Source organism: Gordonibacter sp. RACS_AR68, assembly GCF_030418485.1.
Classification (GTDB): Bacteria; Actinomycetota; Coriobacteriia; order Coriobacteriales; family Eggerthellaceae; genus Gordonibacter; species Gordonibacter urolithinfaciens.
This window is the reverse complement of sequence record NZ_JAIPUP010000001.1, coordinates 159,223-172,804: the sequence shown is the minus strand read 5'-3', so window position 1 is coordinate 172,804 and position 13,582 is coordinate 159,223. Positions and strand designations below refer to the sequence as shown.

Here is a 13,582-nt window from a genome sequence, read left to right as displayed (position 1 = left end):
AAGCGAATGCTTGCGCGGGCTCATGCGCTGCACGGGCCCGATGCGTTCTTGCCTGTGCGCGCCCGCGATGCGCGGTTGCTTGCGGGCGCGCCGATTCCTCTGCCGGCCGTTACTTGGTTTTGCCGATGCGGCAGATCGTGCTGCCGCACACGGGGCACGTGCCCTTCGTGATGGGCTTGCCGTTCTTCGTGGTACTGGCCACGGGGTCAGCCATGACCTTCTTCTCCTTGCACTTCATGCAGTACGCCTCGACCGCCATGGGTGGTCTCCTCTCCTTTGAAAATAGTTGGCGCTGTTATCGTCGTTTGACCGTAACCCCATGTCAATACGGTTAAAATGTAGTTGAAAGGGTTGACAGCGCACGTTGGCCGACCGTTCTTTGACACGCGGTTGCCAGCGGGCGTATGATCAAGGCATGCCGTTCGTCGAAAAACAGTTCAGCCCGAAGGTGGTGCTGGTCGCCATGCTGGTGGGCACCTTCGTGGCCTCAGTCAGCCAGAGCATGCTCACGAGCGCCCTTCCTGCTGTTATGCGCGAGTTCGGCGTGGATGCCACGCTGGGGCAGCTGCTTACCACGTCGTATATGTACACGTTGGGCATCGTGGCCGCGTTCTCGGCGTTCCTCATCACCCGCTGCAACGTGCGCTGGCTGTTCCTGGGCGCGCTCGCCCTCTTCGCGGCTGGCTGCGCGCTCGCGTACAACGCCACGGCCTACCCGCTGCTGCTGGCTGCACGGCTCATGCAGGCGTGCGGCACGGGCGTGCTCATGCCCCTCATCCAGGTGGTGGCGCTGGAGATCTACCCGAAGGACCAGTACGGCCAGGCCCTGGGCCTGGTGGGGCTGGTGTTCGGGTTCGCGCCGGTCGTGGGTCCCACGCTGTCGGGCATCATCACGGATGCGCTCGGATGGCGCACCATCTTCCTGCTGCTGGGTTTCGTGGCCGTGGCGTCGCTTCTGGCCTCGTCGCTTGTGGTGCGCGACGTGGGCAGGCACGAGCGCATCGCGCTCGACGTGCCGTCCGCGCTGCTGTACACGTTCGGGTTGGTCGTGTTCATGGTGGGGGTGACGGGCCTCGAGCAGTTCGGGTTCCTCGATGCGCGCGCCTTCGGGCCCGCGCTTGCGGGCGTGGCGCTGGTGGCGGTGTTCGCCGCGCGGCAGATGCGCCTGCGCAAGCCGTATTTGAAGCTTAGGCTGTTCGGCAACCGCGTGTTCCGCACGGGGGTGCTGCTGCTGGTGGTGGCTCAGATGGCCATGATGGCGTCGGCATTGCAGGTTCCGCTCTACCTGCAGGAGATCCACGGGTTCTCGGCCACGCAGTCGGGGCTCACGCTGCTGCCGGGTGCGCTGTGCATGCCGCTGCTGAACCCGGTGACGGGGCGCCTGTTCGACCGCTTCGGCGGCAAGCTCGTGGGCATCGTGGGCTTCTCGCTTCTCATAGCGGGCACGGCCTCGTTCATGTTCTTCTCGGATTCAACGCCCGTGGTGCTGGTGGCGGCCCTGTACCTGGTGCGCATGGTGGGCGTGGCGTTCATTCTCATGCCCATGACGGCGTACTGCATGACGGACCTGGGCGGGGACGACCTTCCCCAAGGCACGGCCATCGTGAACTCGCTGCGGCAGATCTGCGGGTCCCTGGGCTCGTCGGTCATGGTGGCCGTGGTGGCGCACGCGTCGGCGGGCGCGGCGGTGGTCGCCAGGGCGGGTGTGAGCATGCACGGGTTCAGCGTGTCGTTCGGCCTGCAGGCAGCGTTGCTGGGCGTGTCGCTCGTGGGAACCATCGTGTTCGTGCATGGCAAGCGTCACGGCAAGGATGCGAAGGGCGCGGCTGCGGCCTGACGGGCGGCGCCGCGGACTCGGGTTGCGCACCTGCGGCGCGCGGCTTGGCGCTCTCTCACGGCGGGGCTCACCGGCCTGCGCGGGTTGCCGCAGGTGGTTGCGCGCGCTCGAGTCCGCGGCGCGGGAGCCGTCTACCAGGCTACCGTCACGCCGGCCCAGTCAAGGATGCCCTTGTCCATGTTGTACACGTTGGTGAAGCCGTTGTTGATGAGCTGCGCGCAGGTTTTCCGGGCGCGGTTGCCGGTGCGGCAGTAGGCGAGCACCGGGGCATCGCGGTCGAGCCCTTCGAGCTCCGGAGGAAGCTGGTCGAAGCTGTCGTAGCGCATGTTCAGCGAATCGCGCAGGTGCCCGTCGCCGTACTCCTGCGGCGAGCGCACGTCCAAGATGGTCACGCCGCCCCGGTCGACCAGGTCTTCGGCGGCCTCGCTTGAGATCAGGTGGTAGGCGCCCGAGTCGAGCGCCCGTTGCTCCTCGGCTGTGATGATGACTTTGACCGAGCCTTCCCCGTCTGCCATGCTGTCCTCCCGCCTGCCCTTCCCGACACGGCGAGCGGGGGAAGGACATAAATGTATCTAAGATAATTACAGTTTATGACGGTAACAGTAATTCTCTTCGCGGGGCCTGTCAAGCGGAAGTTCCCCGACGCGGTGAAAAAACCGGGCAGCCGCTTGCGCGGGGGCGCACGCGTCCCTGCGCAAGCGGCTGCCATCGGCGAGGGTGCAGGGCCGCACGGGATCTGCACCCGCACCGCCACGGGCGCAGGGCCGCGTGCTACCCTACTTGCGCGAACAGGTCGTTGAACGCCTCGCTCATGGTGGGATGCGTGTACACGGCGTCGCGCAGCACCTGGTAGGGAAGCCCGGCATCCATGGCCAGCTTTATTGTGTTTATCATCTCGTAAGACTCCTCGCAGAACAGATGGGCGCCCAGGATGCGGCCGGTGCCGGCATCGACAACGGCTTTCAACAGCCCCGTGGGCTTCTGCAGCAGCTGCGCCTTCGGGATGGCCGCGGCGGGCAGCTTCGCCACCTTCACGTCGAAGCCGGCGGCACGCGCCTCCTGCTCGGTCATGCCCGCGCGCGAGAGCGGCGGGTCCAGGAACACGCTGTAAGGCACGGTGCCGCGGTTCGCCGTGGTTCGCGCGCCGTCGCCCAGCACGTCCGCCTTCACGATGCGGGAGTCGTCGAGCGAGATGTAGGTGAACTGCAAGCCGCCCGCCACGTCGCCCAGCGCCCAGATGTTCGGCGCGGTGGTGCGCAGGTGCTCGTCGGTGCGCACGGCGCCGCGTTCGGTGAGCTCCACGCCGGCCGCCTCGAGGTTGAGGCCGTCCACGTTGGGGCGGCGGCCGGTGGCCACGAGCACGGCGTCGGCGGGCAGGCGTTCCTCGGCGCCGGAGATCTCCACCGTCACGACGGCCTGGTCGGCTTCGTCGTCGATGCGCCGCACGCCCGCTCCGCGGATCACCCGGATACCGCGCCCTTCCACGCTGTCCAGCACGGCCGCGGCTATCTCGGCGTCTTCGCGGGGCAGGAACGCGTCCTCGTTCTGCACGACCGTGACCTGCGAGCCGAAGTTGGCGTACATCGAGGCGAACTCCATGCCGATGTAGCCGCCGCCGATGATGACCAGGCGCTCGGGCAGCGTGCGCACGTCGAGCAGCGTCTCGCTCACGTGCACGCGCGGTCCGTCGACGCCGGGGATGGGCGGCACGAACGGGCGGGCCCCCGTGTTGATGAACGCCTGCGCGGCCTCGATGGTTTCCCGGGTGCCGTCCGGCTTGGCCACGGTCAGGTGCGTCGCGTCGGCGAACGAGGCCGTGCCGTCCACCACCTCCACGTTTGGCAGGTCGGCCAGCTTGCGGTAGTTCTTGCTGCGCAACAGGCCGGTCACGCGATCCTTCTCGTCGACGGCGGTCGCGTAGCGCGCGGCACGCTCGCTGAACGTGCCGCCTTGCGCTGCCGACAGCGCGGCGGAATGCACGAGCGACTTCGTGGGGATGCAGGCCACGTTGATGCAGGTGCCGCCGTACATCTTCGGAGACTTCTCAACCAGTGCCACCGTCTTGCCCGCTGCGGCGAACGCGCCCGCCAGCGTCTTGCCGCCCTTGCCGAATCCTATGACGGCTGCGTCGACTTGTCTCATGATGTTTCCTTTCAGGAAAGGGGGATGGTTCGCTGCTCGTGGTGCTCGTGGTGCTCGCAGGGCCGGGGGCGTCGGGGAGCGTGCCGGCGTGGCGCGACTCGTCGAGGTTGCGTTTGCCCACACAACTACGAGTTCGGTCGTGGCGGCACGCTCCCCGACGCCCCCGGTTCTGCGATCGGCGTGCCGTGCAAGCCGGGAGAGCGGGAGGGGGTTGGAATGCGGGAGGACGGTGCTTGCGCCGCGGCTAGGCGCCGTCCGGCGTGGAGCCGGCCACGGTGCCGTAAGGCCAGTCGACGATACCGCCCATGTCGTTTACCTCGGTGAAGCCCAGGGCAACCAGCTTGTCGGAGGCCTGCTTGCTGCGCACGCCGGTGCGGCAGTACACGATGAGCTTGTCGTCGGTGCTGCCCAGCTGCGAGGGCTGCGTCGACCCGATATCCTCGTTCGGGATGTTGAGGGCGCCGGGCACGTGCCCGTCGGCGTATTCCTTGGGCGTGCGCACGTCAACCACGGTAACGCCTCCCTCGTCGATGAGGGCCTTGGCCTCTTCCGCCGTGATCTTATGGTAGGCGCTTGCGCCCCTGCCGGCATCCGCGCCCGATCGGGTACCCTCGCCCGTGTCCGGGCTGCCCGTCATGCCGCCGGTCTGCGCGCTGCAGGCCGCCAACGCGAGCGTCGCCGTCAAGGCGAGCGCTCCTGCGACCATGATGAGCGACCTGCCCCTGGTCCTGTTTTTTCTCATATCCGCTCCCTCCTACGCCTTCCCATTTATTGTATCCATTTCAGATACAGTTATTGACTGTAACAATAAAGCATACAGTTCTAAAAGTCAACACGGTCAGTAGGATTTCTCCCGCGAGCGACGCAAGCGAAAACAAAGGGGGATTCTGCTAGATTCTCGTTAGCTCCCCGCAAGATCTGGCGGAATGCTGCGTCGGAACCGCGCAAGGTTCTCGCGGTTTTGCACGGGCCTTACTGACGGTCGCGGTGCAAGGTTGCGGCGGTAGGATACATGCCACGAAGCGCGGAGGCGGCGCGGTTCCACACCCCTTTCCACTCCTATCCCCGCGTGTTGGGCGAAACGGAAGGGTGGTGGAAACCATGACCGATTTGGTGCTTATGGCGGTGGCAATCCTCGAGCTGGCTGCCAGTACGGTGCAGTTAGTGGCTGTAATACTGGAGCGGCTCCCAATCCGCAAGGACGGGGAGCCCCCAAAGTAAGACCAAACCGCCGAAGCGATTCGAGAGCCGTGGGGAGTTAGCAGCTCCCTGCGGCTCGCCTGCATTATAGCACGGCCTCGCGTCGTCCGCCACTTATACCGGCAGGGGCTTCGGCAAAATCCTCTTCCGACCGCGGCGCAGCCTGCGTGGCTGGCCGGCAACGCCGACGGTCTGCACGATGGCCGGCAACGGCGCCATCCTGCATCAAGCTCCGCCGCCCGTGCTTGCCTCTTGCGCCTACCCCGCCACCTTCGCGAACAGGTTGTTCAGCTCCTCCGTGACGGTGGGGTGGGTGAACACGGCGTCGCGGATGTCGGCGGCGGTGCAGCCGTCGTCCAGAAAGCGCTTCGCCAGGTTCACGATCTCGGGCGCGCCCGAGCAGTACAGGTGGATGCCCAGCACGCGCTCTGTGGCGTTGTCCACGATGCCCTTCATGAGCAGCGCCTCCTTGCCCAAGAGCGGCACCTTCGGCAGGTCGTCGGCCGTCATGACGGCGCAGGCCACGTCGAACCCCTGGTCGCGCGCCTCCTGCTCGGTCAGGCCGACGTGGGCGAGCGGCGGGTCGGCGAAGATGCAGGACGGCACGGCGCCGCGGGTGCCCTTCGTCTTCGTGCCGTCGCCCAGCACGTCGGAGGCCACGATGCGGTAGTCGTCGTACGACACGTAGGTGAACTGCTGCGGCTCGGTCACGTCTCCCATGGCCCAGATGTTCGGCACGGAGGTGCGCAGGTGCTCGTCGGTGACGATGGCGCCGCGCCCGTCCACCTGCACGCCGGCGGCCTCGAGGTTCAGGCCGTCCGTGGCGGGGCGGCGCCCCGTGGCCACGAGCGCGAAATCGCCGGGCAGGCGCATTTCCTTGCCGTCCACGTCGGCTATGACCAGCACCTGCGCCACATCGTCTTCCAGGCTCTTCACCTGCGCGCCCAGCATGAGCTTGATGCCCCGCTGCTCGAAGTCCTCGCGCACGGCGCGCGCCACGTCGACGTCCTCGCGCGGCAGGAAATCCTCCCCGCCCTGCAGCACCGTCACGTCAACGCCGAAGTCGGCGAACAGCGAGGCAAACTCCAGCCCCACGTAGCCGGCGCCCACGATGACCGTGCGCTCGGGAAGTATCTTCACGTCCAGCAGCGACTCGCTCGTGTACACGCGCTTGCCGTCCGCACCGGGAATGTCGGGCAGCGCGGGCACGGAGCCGGTGTCGATGAACGTGCGCGCCGCCTCCAGCTGGCGCTCGCCGTCGGCCGTGCGCACGGACAGGTGCGTGGCATCGACGAACGTTGCCTCGCCGTCGATGACCTCGATGCGCGGGTTGTCGGCGAGCGTGCGGTAGCTCCGCTCGCGAAGGCGGGCCGTGGCCTCGTTCTTCTCGTCGATCACGGCCTCGTAGCGCTCGGCACGCGCCGGGAACTCGCCGCCTTCGAACGCGCTCACGGCCGCTGCATGCACGAGCATCTTCGAGGGGAGGCAGGCGGTGTTGACGCAGGCCCCGCCGTACATGCGGCTCGAGCGCTCGATCACGGCGACGGTGAGGCCCGCGCTCGCCAAGTCGAGCGCCAAGGGCTTGCTGGCTGCTCCGAATCCTATGATCGCCGCATCTACCTGGTCCATGGCTCTTCCTTTCCTCGGGGCCCGCGCGGCCGGGTGCCGCGTGCACGCGCCTACGGCGCAACGGGTTGATTCTGGTGGGTGCGCGCTTTGCGCGCGCTGTGCCCATCGTACGTCTTGCTCGCGCGCATACCCTGTCGCGCGGGCTTCCTTGCGCCGTGCGATAACCGAGCCGTTGGCAAACCGCGATGCAGCCCGCCGCGCGCCGTCCAGGCAACCGCCTCCGAACAACGACGCACGCAGCCTGCCAAAACCTTTATACTGTCAGTGAAGGAAGCTCGCCGGCGACAAGCGCGTTCGAAGCGGACGTGCGCGAAAGGAGCGCGACATGAAGATCAACAAGGTATTGGTGGCCGTGGACGAGTCCGAGGGCGCCCGGCGCGCGCTCGAGCTGGCGGAGGCCCTGGCTGCGCCCGATCCCGACATGCACCTCGATCTGGTGTACGTGGTTCCCATCCCGCTGCTTGACGAATCGCAGACGGCCAGCTTCAAGGATATCCTCGACATGATGATATCCGACGGCGAGGACGTGCTGGCCAAGATGGAGGAAAGCCTGGGCGAAGACGTGGCCGCGCGCACCGAGACCCTGCTCATGACGGGCGTGAACCCTGCGACGGAGATAATCAAGCTCACCGAGCAGCGCGATTACGATATGGTGGTCATCGGCAACCGCGGTCTCGTCGGCCTCAAGGAGTACATGGGCAGCGTGAGCCACAAGGTGCTGAACGGCACGAGCCTCCCGGTGCTTATCGCCCGGTAGCGTTTCGCCGATAGCAGCTGCACGCAAGCGCACCGCTGGGGGGCGGTGCGCGGCGGCCTCGCGTCCCTGCGGGGCCGCCGCAAAGAGCAAGGAGGAGAAATTTGAGGGAACGCAAGAACTCGTTGGTCCTGTTCAGCAAACCGCCGGCGCCGGGATTGGTGAAAACTCGCCTGACAACGCTCAAGGACGGCGTGTTCACGCCCGAGGTGGCCTCGGCCCTGTACCACTGCATGCTGTTCGATGTGACGGAGGTCTGCTGTGCGGCGCTCGCCGACCTCGAGGCGCGTTCGGCCGAGCGGGCCGAAGCCGAGGGCGTGCGCGACGTGTACGAGCTGGTCATTTCCACGACGCCGGCGTCGAACGTCGGGGTCATGCGCGACCTGTACTACAAGGCGGGCTCGTGGCCGCGCCCGCTCGCGTTCATCGCCGACGAGGGCTCGAGCTTCGACGAGCACTACAACCATGCGTTCGCGCAGGCGTTCGAGCGCGGTGCCGACGCGGTGCTGTCCATGGGCGCCGACATGCCGGCGCTCACGAAAGCCGACGTCATGGCCGGATTCGACGCGCTGCACCGCTTGGACGACGTGGAGGGCGGCGGCATCGTGCTGGCGCCGGACCAGGAGATGGGCGTATCGGTGATCGGATGGACGCGCGAGACGGACTTCGACCACACGGGCGTGTTCTACAATCCCGACGGCCTTACCGTGCTGCCCGCCTATATCGCGAAGGCGCGCAAGCAGGGGCTTCCGGCGCTGTACCTGCCGCCCATCCCCGACGTGGACACCATGGCCGACCTCATGCACGCCATCACCGTGGTGGAGGCGCTGTGCTACTGCGCGAAGTACGACGACGTCACGCCGCCGTGGCGCACCGCCGACGCCCTGAAGCAGATGGGCTGGGACGAGGTGCGCGTACCACCGAACGATCTGCACGACCCCCGCGAGGGGATCGACTAAGGAGAAGCCGCCACGAGGGCGATGCTGTGCGGAGGAGCGCGCGATGCTCCTCCGCACAGCGCACGTTCTCCTGGCATGCTTTCCCGCCTTTCCTCCCGCCGCCATGTCCTCCTGTCTTCGAAACGCTGGCAGCGCGATTTCCGATGCCGTTTGCACTGCGTCATCTCCTGCCTGCGTCGGATCCTACGTCATCCTGCGAACCCCGCGTTCGGTGTGACAAGTGGCCTCGTCCTGTCAGGATCGCGAAATGTCCTGGCGGGGCACTCACCTATCGTTCTCGAGCTTGAAATCGCACCGTTTTGACCGCTGTGAAGCGATTTCCAAGGCTTGGAGGCCCCTTCGCGCGGCGTGGCGGAGAAGACGGGAGCGTTTTCCCAGCTCGCCGACCGCGTATCCTTCTCGTGCGAGCTCGATGAGCTTCACCGCGGTCAAAACGGTGACTCGAGAGGGTCGATATCGCGAAGAACCCATGCTAGACCGCGCCAGATCCTCCGCGAACGGACGTGTGGCGCATTGCTGACGGGTTGGTGTCCGCTGTGTGCGAAGGTCGGCGTGCGACCGCACGGGACTGCATACTTGAGGTTCGAGATTCTGCAGACGCGAAGGAGCGGCGATGGAAGGCGTGGATCGAACAGGCGGCACGGCGGCCGATGAGGCGCGGGTGCGCGAAGCGGCAGAGACGCAGCGAACGGCCAAGGCGGCGGAGGCGAGCGGCCCCGCGCGCCCTTCGACGGTCCCTCCGCCCGCTTCGCCCACCACCGAAGGTGTGCCTGCTGCCGCCGTGCGCGACGCGCAGGAAGCCGCCGCGGCCGAGCGCGCCCGCGAGCTGGCCGCCGCCTCCGCCAGGCAGGGCGACGTGCCCGCCGCCGAGCCCAAGCCCGAGCGCAAGCGCGGCGTGGCGGCCGTGTTCGCGGGCCTGCTTTTGGCCATGTTCGTGTCCACGCTGTCCGAGACGGTCACGGCCACGGCGCTGCCCACCATCGTGGGCGACCTCGGCGGCGTCGACCACATGCAGTGGGTGACCACGGCCTACATCCTGGCCTCCACCATCATGATGCCCATCTACGGCAAGCTGGGCGACCTGTTCGGCCGCAAGTACCTGTTCATCGTGGCGCTTTCGGTGTTCATCGTGGGCTCGGCCACCTGCGGGCTCGCGCCCAGCATGGACGGCCTCATCGCGGGTCGCGCCGTGGAAGGGCTCGGGGGCGGCGGCCTCATCATCTTGGCGCAGGCCACCATCGCCGACATCATCCCGCCCCGGCAGCGCGGCAAGTACATGGGCGTCATGGGATCGGTGTTCGCCGTGTCCACCGTGGTGGGGCCGCTTCTGGGCGGCTGGTTCGTGCAGGTGACGGGCTGGCGCTGGCTGTTCGCTTTCAACATCCCGCTGGCGCTCTTGGCCATCGCGGCCGTGGCGTTCTTCCTCACGAACCCCGAGCGCCGCGACGACCGCCCGCCGGTGGACGTGGGCGGCATGATGGCCATGGCCGTTTCCGTGTCGTCGCTCGTGCTGGCCACCGCATGGGGCGGCACGCTGTACCCGTGGCTGTCGTGGCAGATCATCGGCTTGTTCGCGCTGTTCGTGGTTGCGGCCGTGGCGTTCGTGCTGGTGGAGCGGCGGGCGAAGGAACCCATCATCCCGATGCTGCTGTTCAAGAACCGCAACTTCGTGGTGTGCACCATCACGGGCATGTTCATCATGCTGGGCATGATGGGCACGGTGTCGTACCTGCCCACGTACTTCCAAATCGTGGACGGCCTCGCGCCCGAGCAGGCCGGGCTCATGACGTTCCCCATGATGGCGGGCGTGCTGCTCACGGCGGTGGGCACGGGCTTTTTGGCCACGAAGACCGGGCGCTACAAGTGGATGCCCATCGCCTCGTGCGCCGTGGCGGCGGTGGGCTTCGTGCTGCTGTCGCGCCTGACGCCGGATACGTCGCTGCTGATGACGGGCGTGTTCCTGTTCATCCTGGGCTTCGGCATAGGGCTGGGGCAGCAGATCCTCGTGCTCATCGTGCAGAACGAGTTCCCGCACGCCATCGTGGGCACGGCCACCGCGGCCAACAACTTCTTCCGGCAGATCGGCTCCACGCTGGGGGCGTCGCTCGTGGGCGCGCTGTTCACGTCGCGCCTCGCCGCCGACCTGGCCGCGCAGCTGCCGAAGACCGACAACATCAGCATGAACCGCATCACGCCCCAGTTCATCGATCACCTCGGCGGTCCCGCGCGCGACATCATAACCACCGCGTACTCCGACGCGCTCGTGCCCATCTTCCTGTACGTGGTGCCCCTGCTGGTGGTGGGCTTCCTCCTCATGCTCACCCTCAAGGAGAATCCCCTGGCAAAGAGCGTGAACCACACCGGCCACCCAGGGGACGACGCGCTGTAGGGGCATGAGGGCTTTTCCGGCTTCACGACGCCGAATCGGGCCCCTCGTGCCAAAAACGAGCCGTTTTGGCAATTCATATGAGGTAACTATGGATATGTTCGAAGAACGCCACCTGGTGAAACGCCCTCGTTGCTCGCTGTATGAGCGTCGGGAGCCCCCGAAGCCGTGTCGCGATTGCCAAACCGGCTCGTTTTTGGCAGAAGCGGGAAAAAACGGCGTCACTACCGGCGCAGCTCCCAGAAGGCCACGGCGCTGGCGGCGGCCACGTTCAGGGAGTCCACTCCGTGCTGCATCGGGATGCGCACCGTGTAGTCGCAGGCGGCGATGGTGGTGGACGCCAGGCCGTCGCCCTCGGTGCCGAACACCAGCGCGAGCTTCGGCTCGGCGGCCAGGTCGGCGTCGTCCAGCGGCACCGAGTCGTCCGACAACGCCATCGCGGCCGTGGCGAATCCCAGATCGCGCAGCAGCGGGAGGCCGTCCTCCGCCCAGGCGCCCTTGCCCGCGCGCGGGTCCGCCTCCTCGCCGATGCGCGTCCACGGCACCTGGAACACGGTTCCCATCGACACGCGAACCGCGCGGCGGTACAACGGGTCGTAGCACTCGGGCGTCACGAGCACGGCATCCACGCCCAGCGCCGCGGCCGAACGGAAGATGGCGCCCACGTTCGTGTGGTTCGTGATGTTCTCCAGCACGGCCACGAGCCGCGCATCGCGCACAACGTCGGCCACGCTCGGCGGCGCGGGGCGTTTGAATGCCGCAAGCGCACCGCGCGTCAGCTCGAACCCCGTGAGCCTTGCCAGCTCCTCGCGCGGCGCCACGAATACGGGCACCTCGGGGTGCTCGGCCTCGATGCGTGCGATCACGGGCTGCAGGGCGTCGAGCCACTTAGCCTCCATAAGCAGCGACAACGGTTGCATTCCCGCCTCGAGCGCCCGCTCTATTACGTTGCCCGACTCCGCGATGAACACCCCGCGCTCCGGTTCCAGCCGGCTGCGCAGCTGCACGTCGGTCAGCCGCGCATACGCATCGAGCCGCGGGTCGTCGAGCGTCGAGATCTCCACTAGGGGCATGGCGGGTACCTTCCTCGTTCCGTATCGTTCGCAAGGACTATACCAGAAGCCGGCGCCTCTATGCCGAACGCTCGGACGCCTCGCCCCTTCGGCAATCGCTCGGCCCGGTTTTAGCACAGAAATCACCGAATGTTGCGCTTGCCGGCCGAATAGTTGTTGCTCAGATTTCTGTGAACTGCGGAAATGCTCGCAGTACGCCTGGCGGCGGCAGGTTGAGCCTCCTTGGAGGCGGAAATATGTGCAACTTTCGGTGATTTCTGTGCTAAAAGGCCCTCAGCGCCTGTTGCAGGCAGCGCGGACTTCGGCTGCCACGTCGCGCACGTTCGCCAGGCCTTGCGTGCAGAACTCGTCGCAGGTGAGCATCTGCGCGCCGATGTGGGCCATGTCCTCTATGTTCGCCGCCTGCACGGCCGGGGTGCGCGACGAGGTGCAATCCTCGATGACGGCCACGTTGTAGTCGAGCGAGAGCGCGTCGTAGCAGGTGGTGCGAATGCAGTTCGGCGTGGTGGTGCCGATGAGCACCACCGTCCCCACGCCCAGGCGACGCAGCACGTTGTCCAGATTCGTGTTGAAGAACGCGGAGAAGCGCGGCTTCACCACCACGCGGTCGCCGGGTTGCGGCGCGAGCGGCGCCGGCTCGTCGAGCGAGTGCGGATTCGCGCACGCCCGCGACACGGGCTTGCCGCCGCCATCCCAGGCAGCGTGGCGCACCGCCTCTACGTCCGAGCCGTCCTCGGCGTACTCGCGCACGACGTGGAACACGGGCATGCCCAGCTCGCGCGCGTGGTCGAGCGCGCGCGAGCACGCGGGCACCGTGGCCGCCGCCCCCTCCACGCACAGAGCCGATGCCGGGTCGATGAACCCGTTTTGCATGTCGATGACGATGAGGGCCGCCTTGCGCGGATCGATCATAGCGTGCTCCCTTCCCCGAGCTCGAACACGTTCTTGTGGAAGTCTATGATACCCTCTTTCCTCATCCGCGACAGCTCGGCGCACATGGCGCTGCGGTCAACGGACAGGTAATCGGCCAGCTCCTGGCGGTCGAACGGGATGGCGAACCGGCTCGCTTCCGCAGCTTTGGCCTGGTCGGACAGGTATGATAGCAGCTTGGCGCGCGTCGTGCGCTGCGACGTGTGCTCTATCTTGCGCGTGAGCGCGTGCGCGCGGCGCGCCACGATGCCCAGCAGGTTGCGGACGAGGCGCGCGTGGAACGCACACGACGCAGAACACAGGCTGGTGACGCGCCGCACGTCCATGAGCAGGACAAGCGCGTCCTCGGCCGCCACCACGTTGAGGTCGAGGGGAAGGCCGGGCTCGCAGGCGTACACCTCGGCGAACGATTGGCCGGGGCCGAACGACGCCAGGATCGTGCGGTTGCCCCAGTAGTCCTCCTTCTCCAGCCGCACCGCCCCCTCCAGCACCAGCCCCATGCACGTGGTCACGTCGCCCACGCGCAGCACGGCCGACCCTCGTGGGTAGCGGCGCGCGCGTGCGCCCAGGCAGTGCAGCAGCGCCTCGAGGTCGTTGTGGTCGATGTCGTCGAACAGCGACGAGCGGCTGATGACGGGAAGATGGCGGTCCATCGATCTCCTTCGTTGGAAT

Annotated in this window: 12 protein-coding genes; 4 read left to right on the top strand and 8 right to left on the bottom strand. The window is 67.0% G+C overall.

The window, feature by feature from the left end; translation table 11 throughout:
• Positions 1-109 precede the first annotated feature (109 nt).
• Positions 110-259: a DUF5679 domain-containing protein gene (locus K9U15_RS00720; protein WP_166521691.1), complete on the bottom strand. Its 150-nt coding sequence runs from the start codon at positions 257-259 to the stop codon at positions 110-112.
• Between the two features lie 156 nt (positions 260-415).
• Here K9U15_RS00720 and K9U15_RS00715 point away from each other — a divergent pair, with 156 nt between their 5' ends.
• Entirely contained in the window at positions 416-1,837 is a 1,422-nt protein-coding gene (locus tag K9U15_RS00715) for a DHA2 family efflux MFS transporter permease subunit (RefSeq protein WP_301155428.1), read from the top strand.
• 131 nt (positions 1,838-1,968) lie between these two features.
• Here the strand turns inward: K9U15_RS00715 and K9U15_RS00710 are convergent, their stop codons facing one another.
• From K9U15_RS00710 to K9U15_RS00695, 4 genes are all read right to left on the bottom strand, one after another.
• The gene (locus K9U15_RS00710) at positions 1,969-2,352 is read right to left on the bottom strand and encodes a rhodanese-like domain-containing protein (protein ID WP_096227629.1); all 384 of its coding nucleotides are present in this window, start codon (positions 2,350-2,352) and stop codon (positions 1,969-1,971) included.
• Positions 2,353-2,608: 256 nt separating this feature from the next.
• Positions 2,609-3,979: an FAD-dependent oxidoreductase gene (locus K9U15_RS00705; protein WP_096227630.1), complete on the bottom strand. Its 1,371-nt coding sequence runs from the start codon at positions 3,977-3,979 to the stop codon at positions 2,609-2,611.
• Between the two features lie 244 nt (positions 3,980-4,223).
• The gene (locus K9U15_RS00700; RefSeq protein ID WP_301155427.1) at positions 4,224-4,721 is read right to left on the bottom strand and encodes a rhodanese-like domain-containing protein; all 498 of its coding nucleotides are present in this window, start codon (positions 4,719-4,721) and stop codon (positions 4,224-4,226) included.
• Between the two features lie 716 nt (positions 4,722-5,437).
• Positions 5,438-6,808 (bottom strand): NAD(P)/FAD-dependent oxidoreductase, encoded by a 1,371-nt coding sequence (locus K9U15_RS00695; protein ID WP_123673101.1) that lies wholly within the window; start codon positions 6,806-6,808, stop codon positions 5,438-5,440.
• Positions 6,809-7,133: 325 nt separating this feature from the next.
• Between K9U15_RS00695 and K9U15_RS00690 the strand changes: the two genes are divergently transcribed.
• From K9U15_RS00690 to K9U15_RS00680, 3 genes are all read left to right on the top strand, one after another.
• Complete coding sequence (locus K9U15_RS00690) at positions 7,134-7,565, top strand: universal stress protein (RefSeq protein ID WP_087191789.1); 432 nt, start codon at positions 7,134-7,136, stop codon at positions 7,563-7,565.
• 101 nt (positions 7,566-7,666) lie between these two features.
• Positions 7,667-8,521, top strand: coding sequence for a DUF2064 domain-containing protein (locus tag K9U15_RS00685; RefSeq protein ID WP_301155426.1), 855 nt, complete (start codon positions 7,667-7,669; stop codon positions 8,519-8,521).
• Positions 8,522-9,134: 613 nt separating this feature from the next.
• Positions 9,135-10,910 carry an MDR family MFS transporter gene (locus tag K9U15_RS00680; RefSeq protein WP_096227634.1) on the top strand — a complete coding sequence of 592 codons (1,776 nt, stop codon included), beginning with the start codon at positions 9,135-9,137 and terminating at the stop codon, positions 10,908-10,910.
• Between the two features lie 221 nt (positions 10,911-11,131).
• On the opposite strand, the gene K9U15_RS00675 is transcribed toward K9U15_RS00680, so the two are convergent.
• The 3 genes from K9U15_RS00675 to K9U15_RS00665 all read right to left on the bottom strand — a co-directional run bounded on the left by K9U15_RS00675 (position 11,132) and on the right by K9U15_RS00665 (position 13,563).
• Entirely contained in the window at positions 11,132-11,980 is an 849-nt protein-coding gene (locus tag K9U15_RS00675) for an RNA methyltransferase (protein ID WP_123673103.1), read from the bottom strand.
• 273 nt (positions 11,981-12,253) lie between these two features.
• A complete protein-coding gene (locus K9U15_RS00670; RefSeq protein ID WP_123673105.1) occupies positions 12,254-12,892 on the bottom strand; it encodes a cysteine hydrolase family protein in 639 nt (212 codons plus the stop codon).
• Positions 12,889-13,563 carry a Crp/Fnr family transcriptional regulator gene (locus K9U15_RS00665; RefSeq protein WP_123673107.1) on the bottom strand — a complete coding sequence of 225 codons (675 nt, stop codon included), beginning with the start codon at positions 13,561-13,563 and terminating at the stop codon, positions 12,889-12,891. Before K9U15_RS00665 ends, K9U15_RS00670 begins: the two co-directional genes overlap by 4 nt.
• Between the last annotated feature and the right edge of the window lie 19 nt (positions 13,564-13,582).

Bases quoted from the DNA above. Each gene is read 5' to 3' on its own strand.
- K9U15_RS00665 (WP_123673107.1), bottom strand. From the start codon at position 13,563: ATGGACCGCCATCTTCCCGTCATCAGCCGCTCGTCGCTGTTCGACGAC.
- K9U15_RS00720 (WP_166521691.1), bottom strand. From the start codon at position 259: ATGGCGGTCGAGGCGTACTGCATGAAGTGCAAGGAGAAGAAGGTCATG.
- K9U15_RS00690 (WP_087191789.1), top strand. From the start codon at position 7,134: ATGAAGATCAACAAGGTATTGGTGGCCGTGGACGAGTCCGAGGGCGCC.
- K9U15_RS00710 (WP_096227629.1), bottom strand. From the start codon at position 2,352: ATGGCAGACGGGGAAGGCTCGGTCAAAGTCATCATCACAGCCGAGGAG.
- K9U15_RS00715 (WP_301155428.1), top strand. From the start codon at position 416: ATGCCGTTCGTCGAAAAACAGTTCAGCCCGAAGGTGGTGCTGGTCGCC.
- K9U15_RS00700 (WP_301155427.1), bottom strand. From the start codon at position 4,721: ATGAGAAAAAACAGGACCAGGGGCAGGTCGCTCATCATGGTCGCAGGA.
- K9U15_RS00675 (WP_123673103.1), bottom strand. From the start codon at position 11,980: ATGCCCCTAGTGGAGATCTCGACGCTCGACGACCCGCGGCTCGATGCG.
- K9U15_RS00670 (WP_123673105.1), bottom strand. From the start codon at position 12,892: ATGATCGATCCGCGCAAGGCGGCCCTCATCGTCATCGACATGCAAAAC.
- K9U15_RS00705 (WP_096227630.1), bottom strand. From the start codon at position 3,979: ATGAGACAAGTCGACGCAGCCGTCATAGGATTCGGCAAGGGCGGCAAG.
- K9U15_RS00680 (WP_096227634.1), top strand. From the start codon at position 9,135: ATGGAAGGCGTGGATCGAACAGGCGGCACGGCGGCCGATGAGGCGCGG.
- K9U15_RS00695 (WP_123673101.1), bottom strand. From the start codon at position 6,808: ATGGACCAGGTAGATGCGGCGATCATAGGATTCGGAGCAGCCAGCAAG.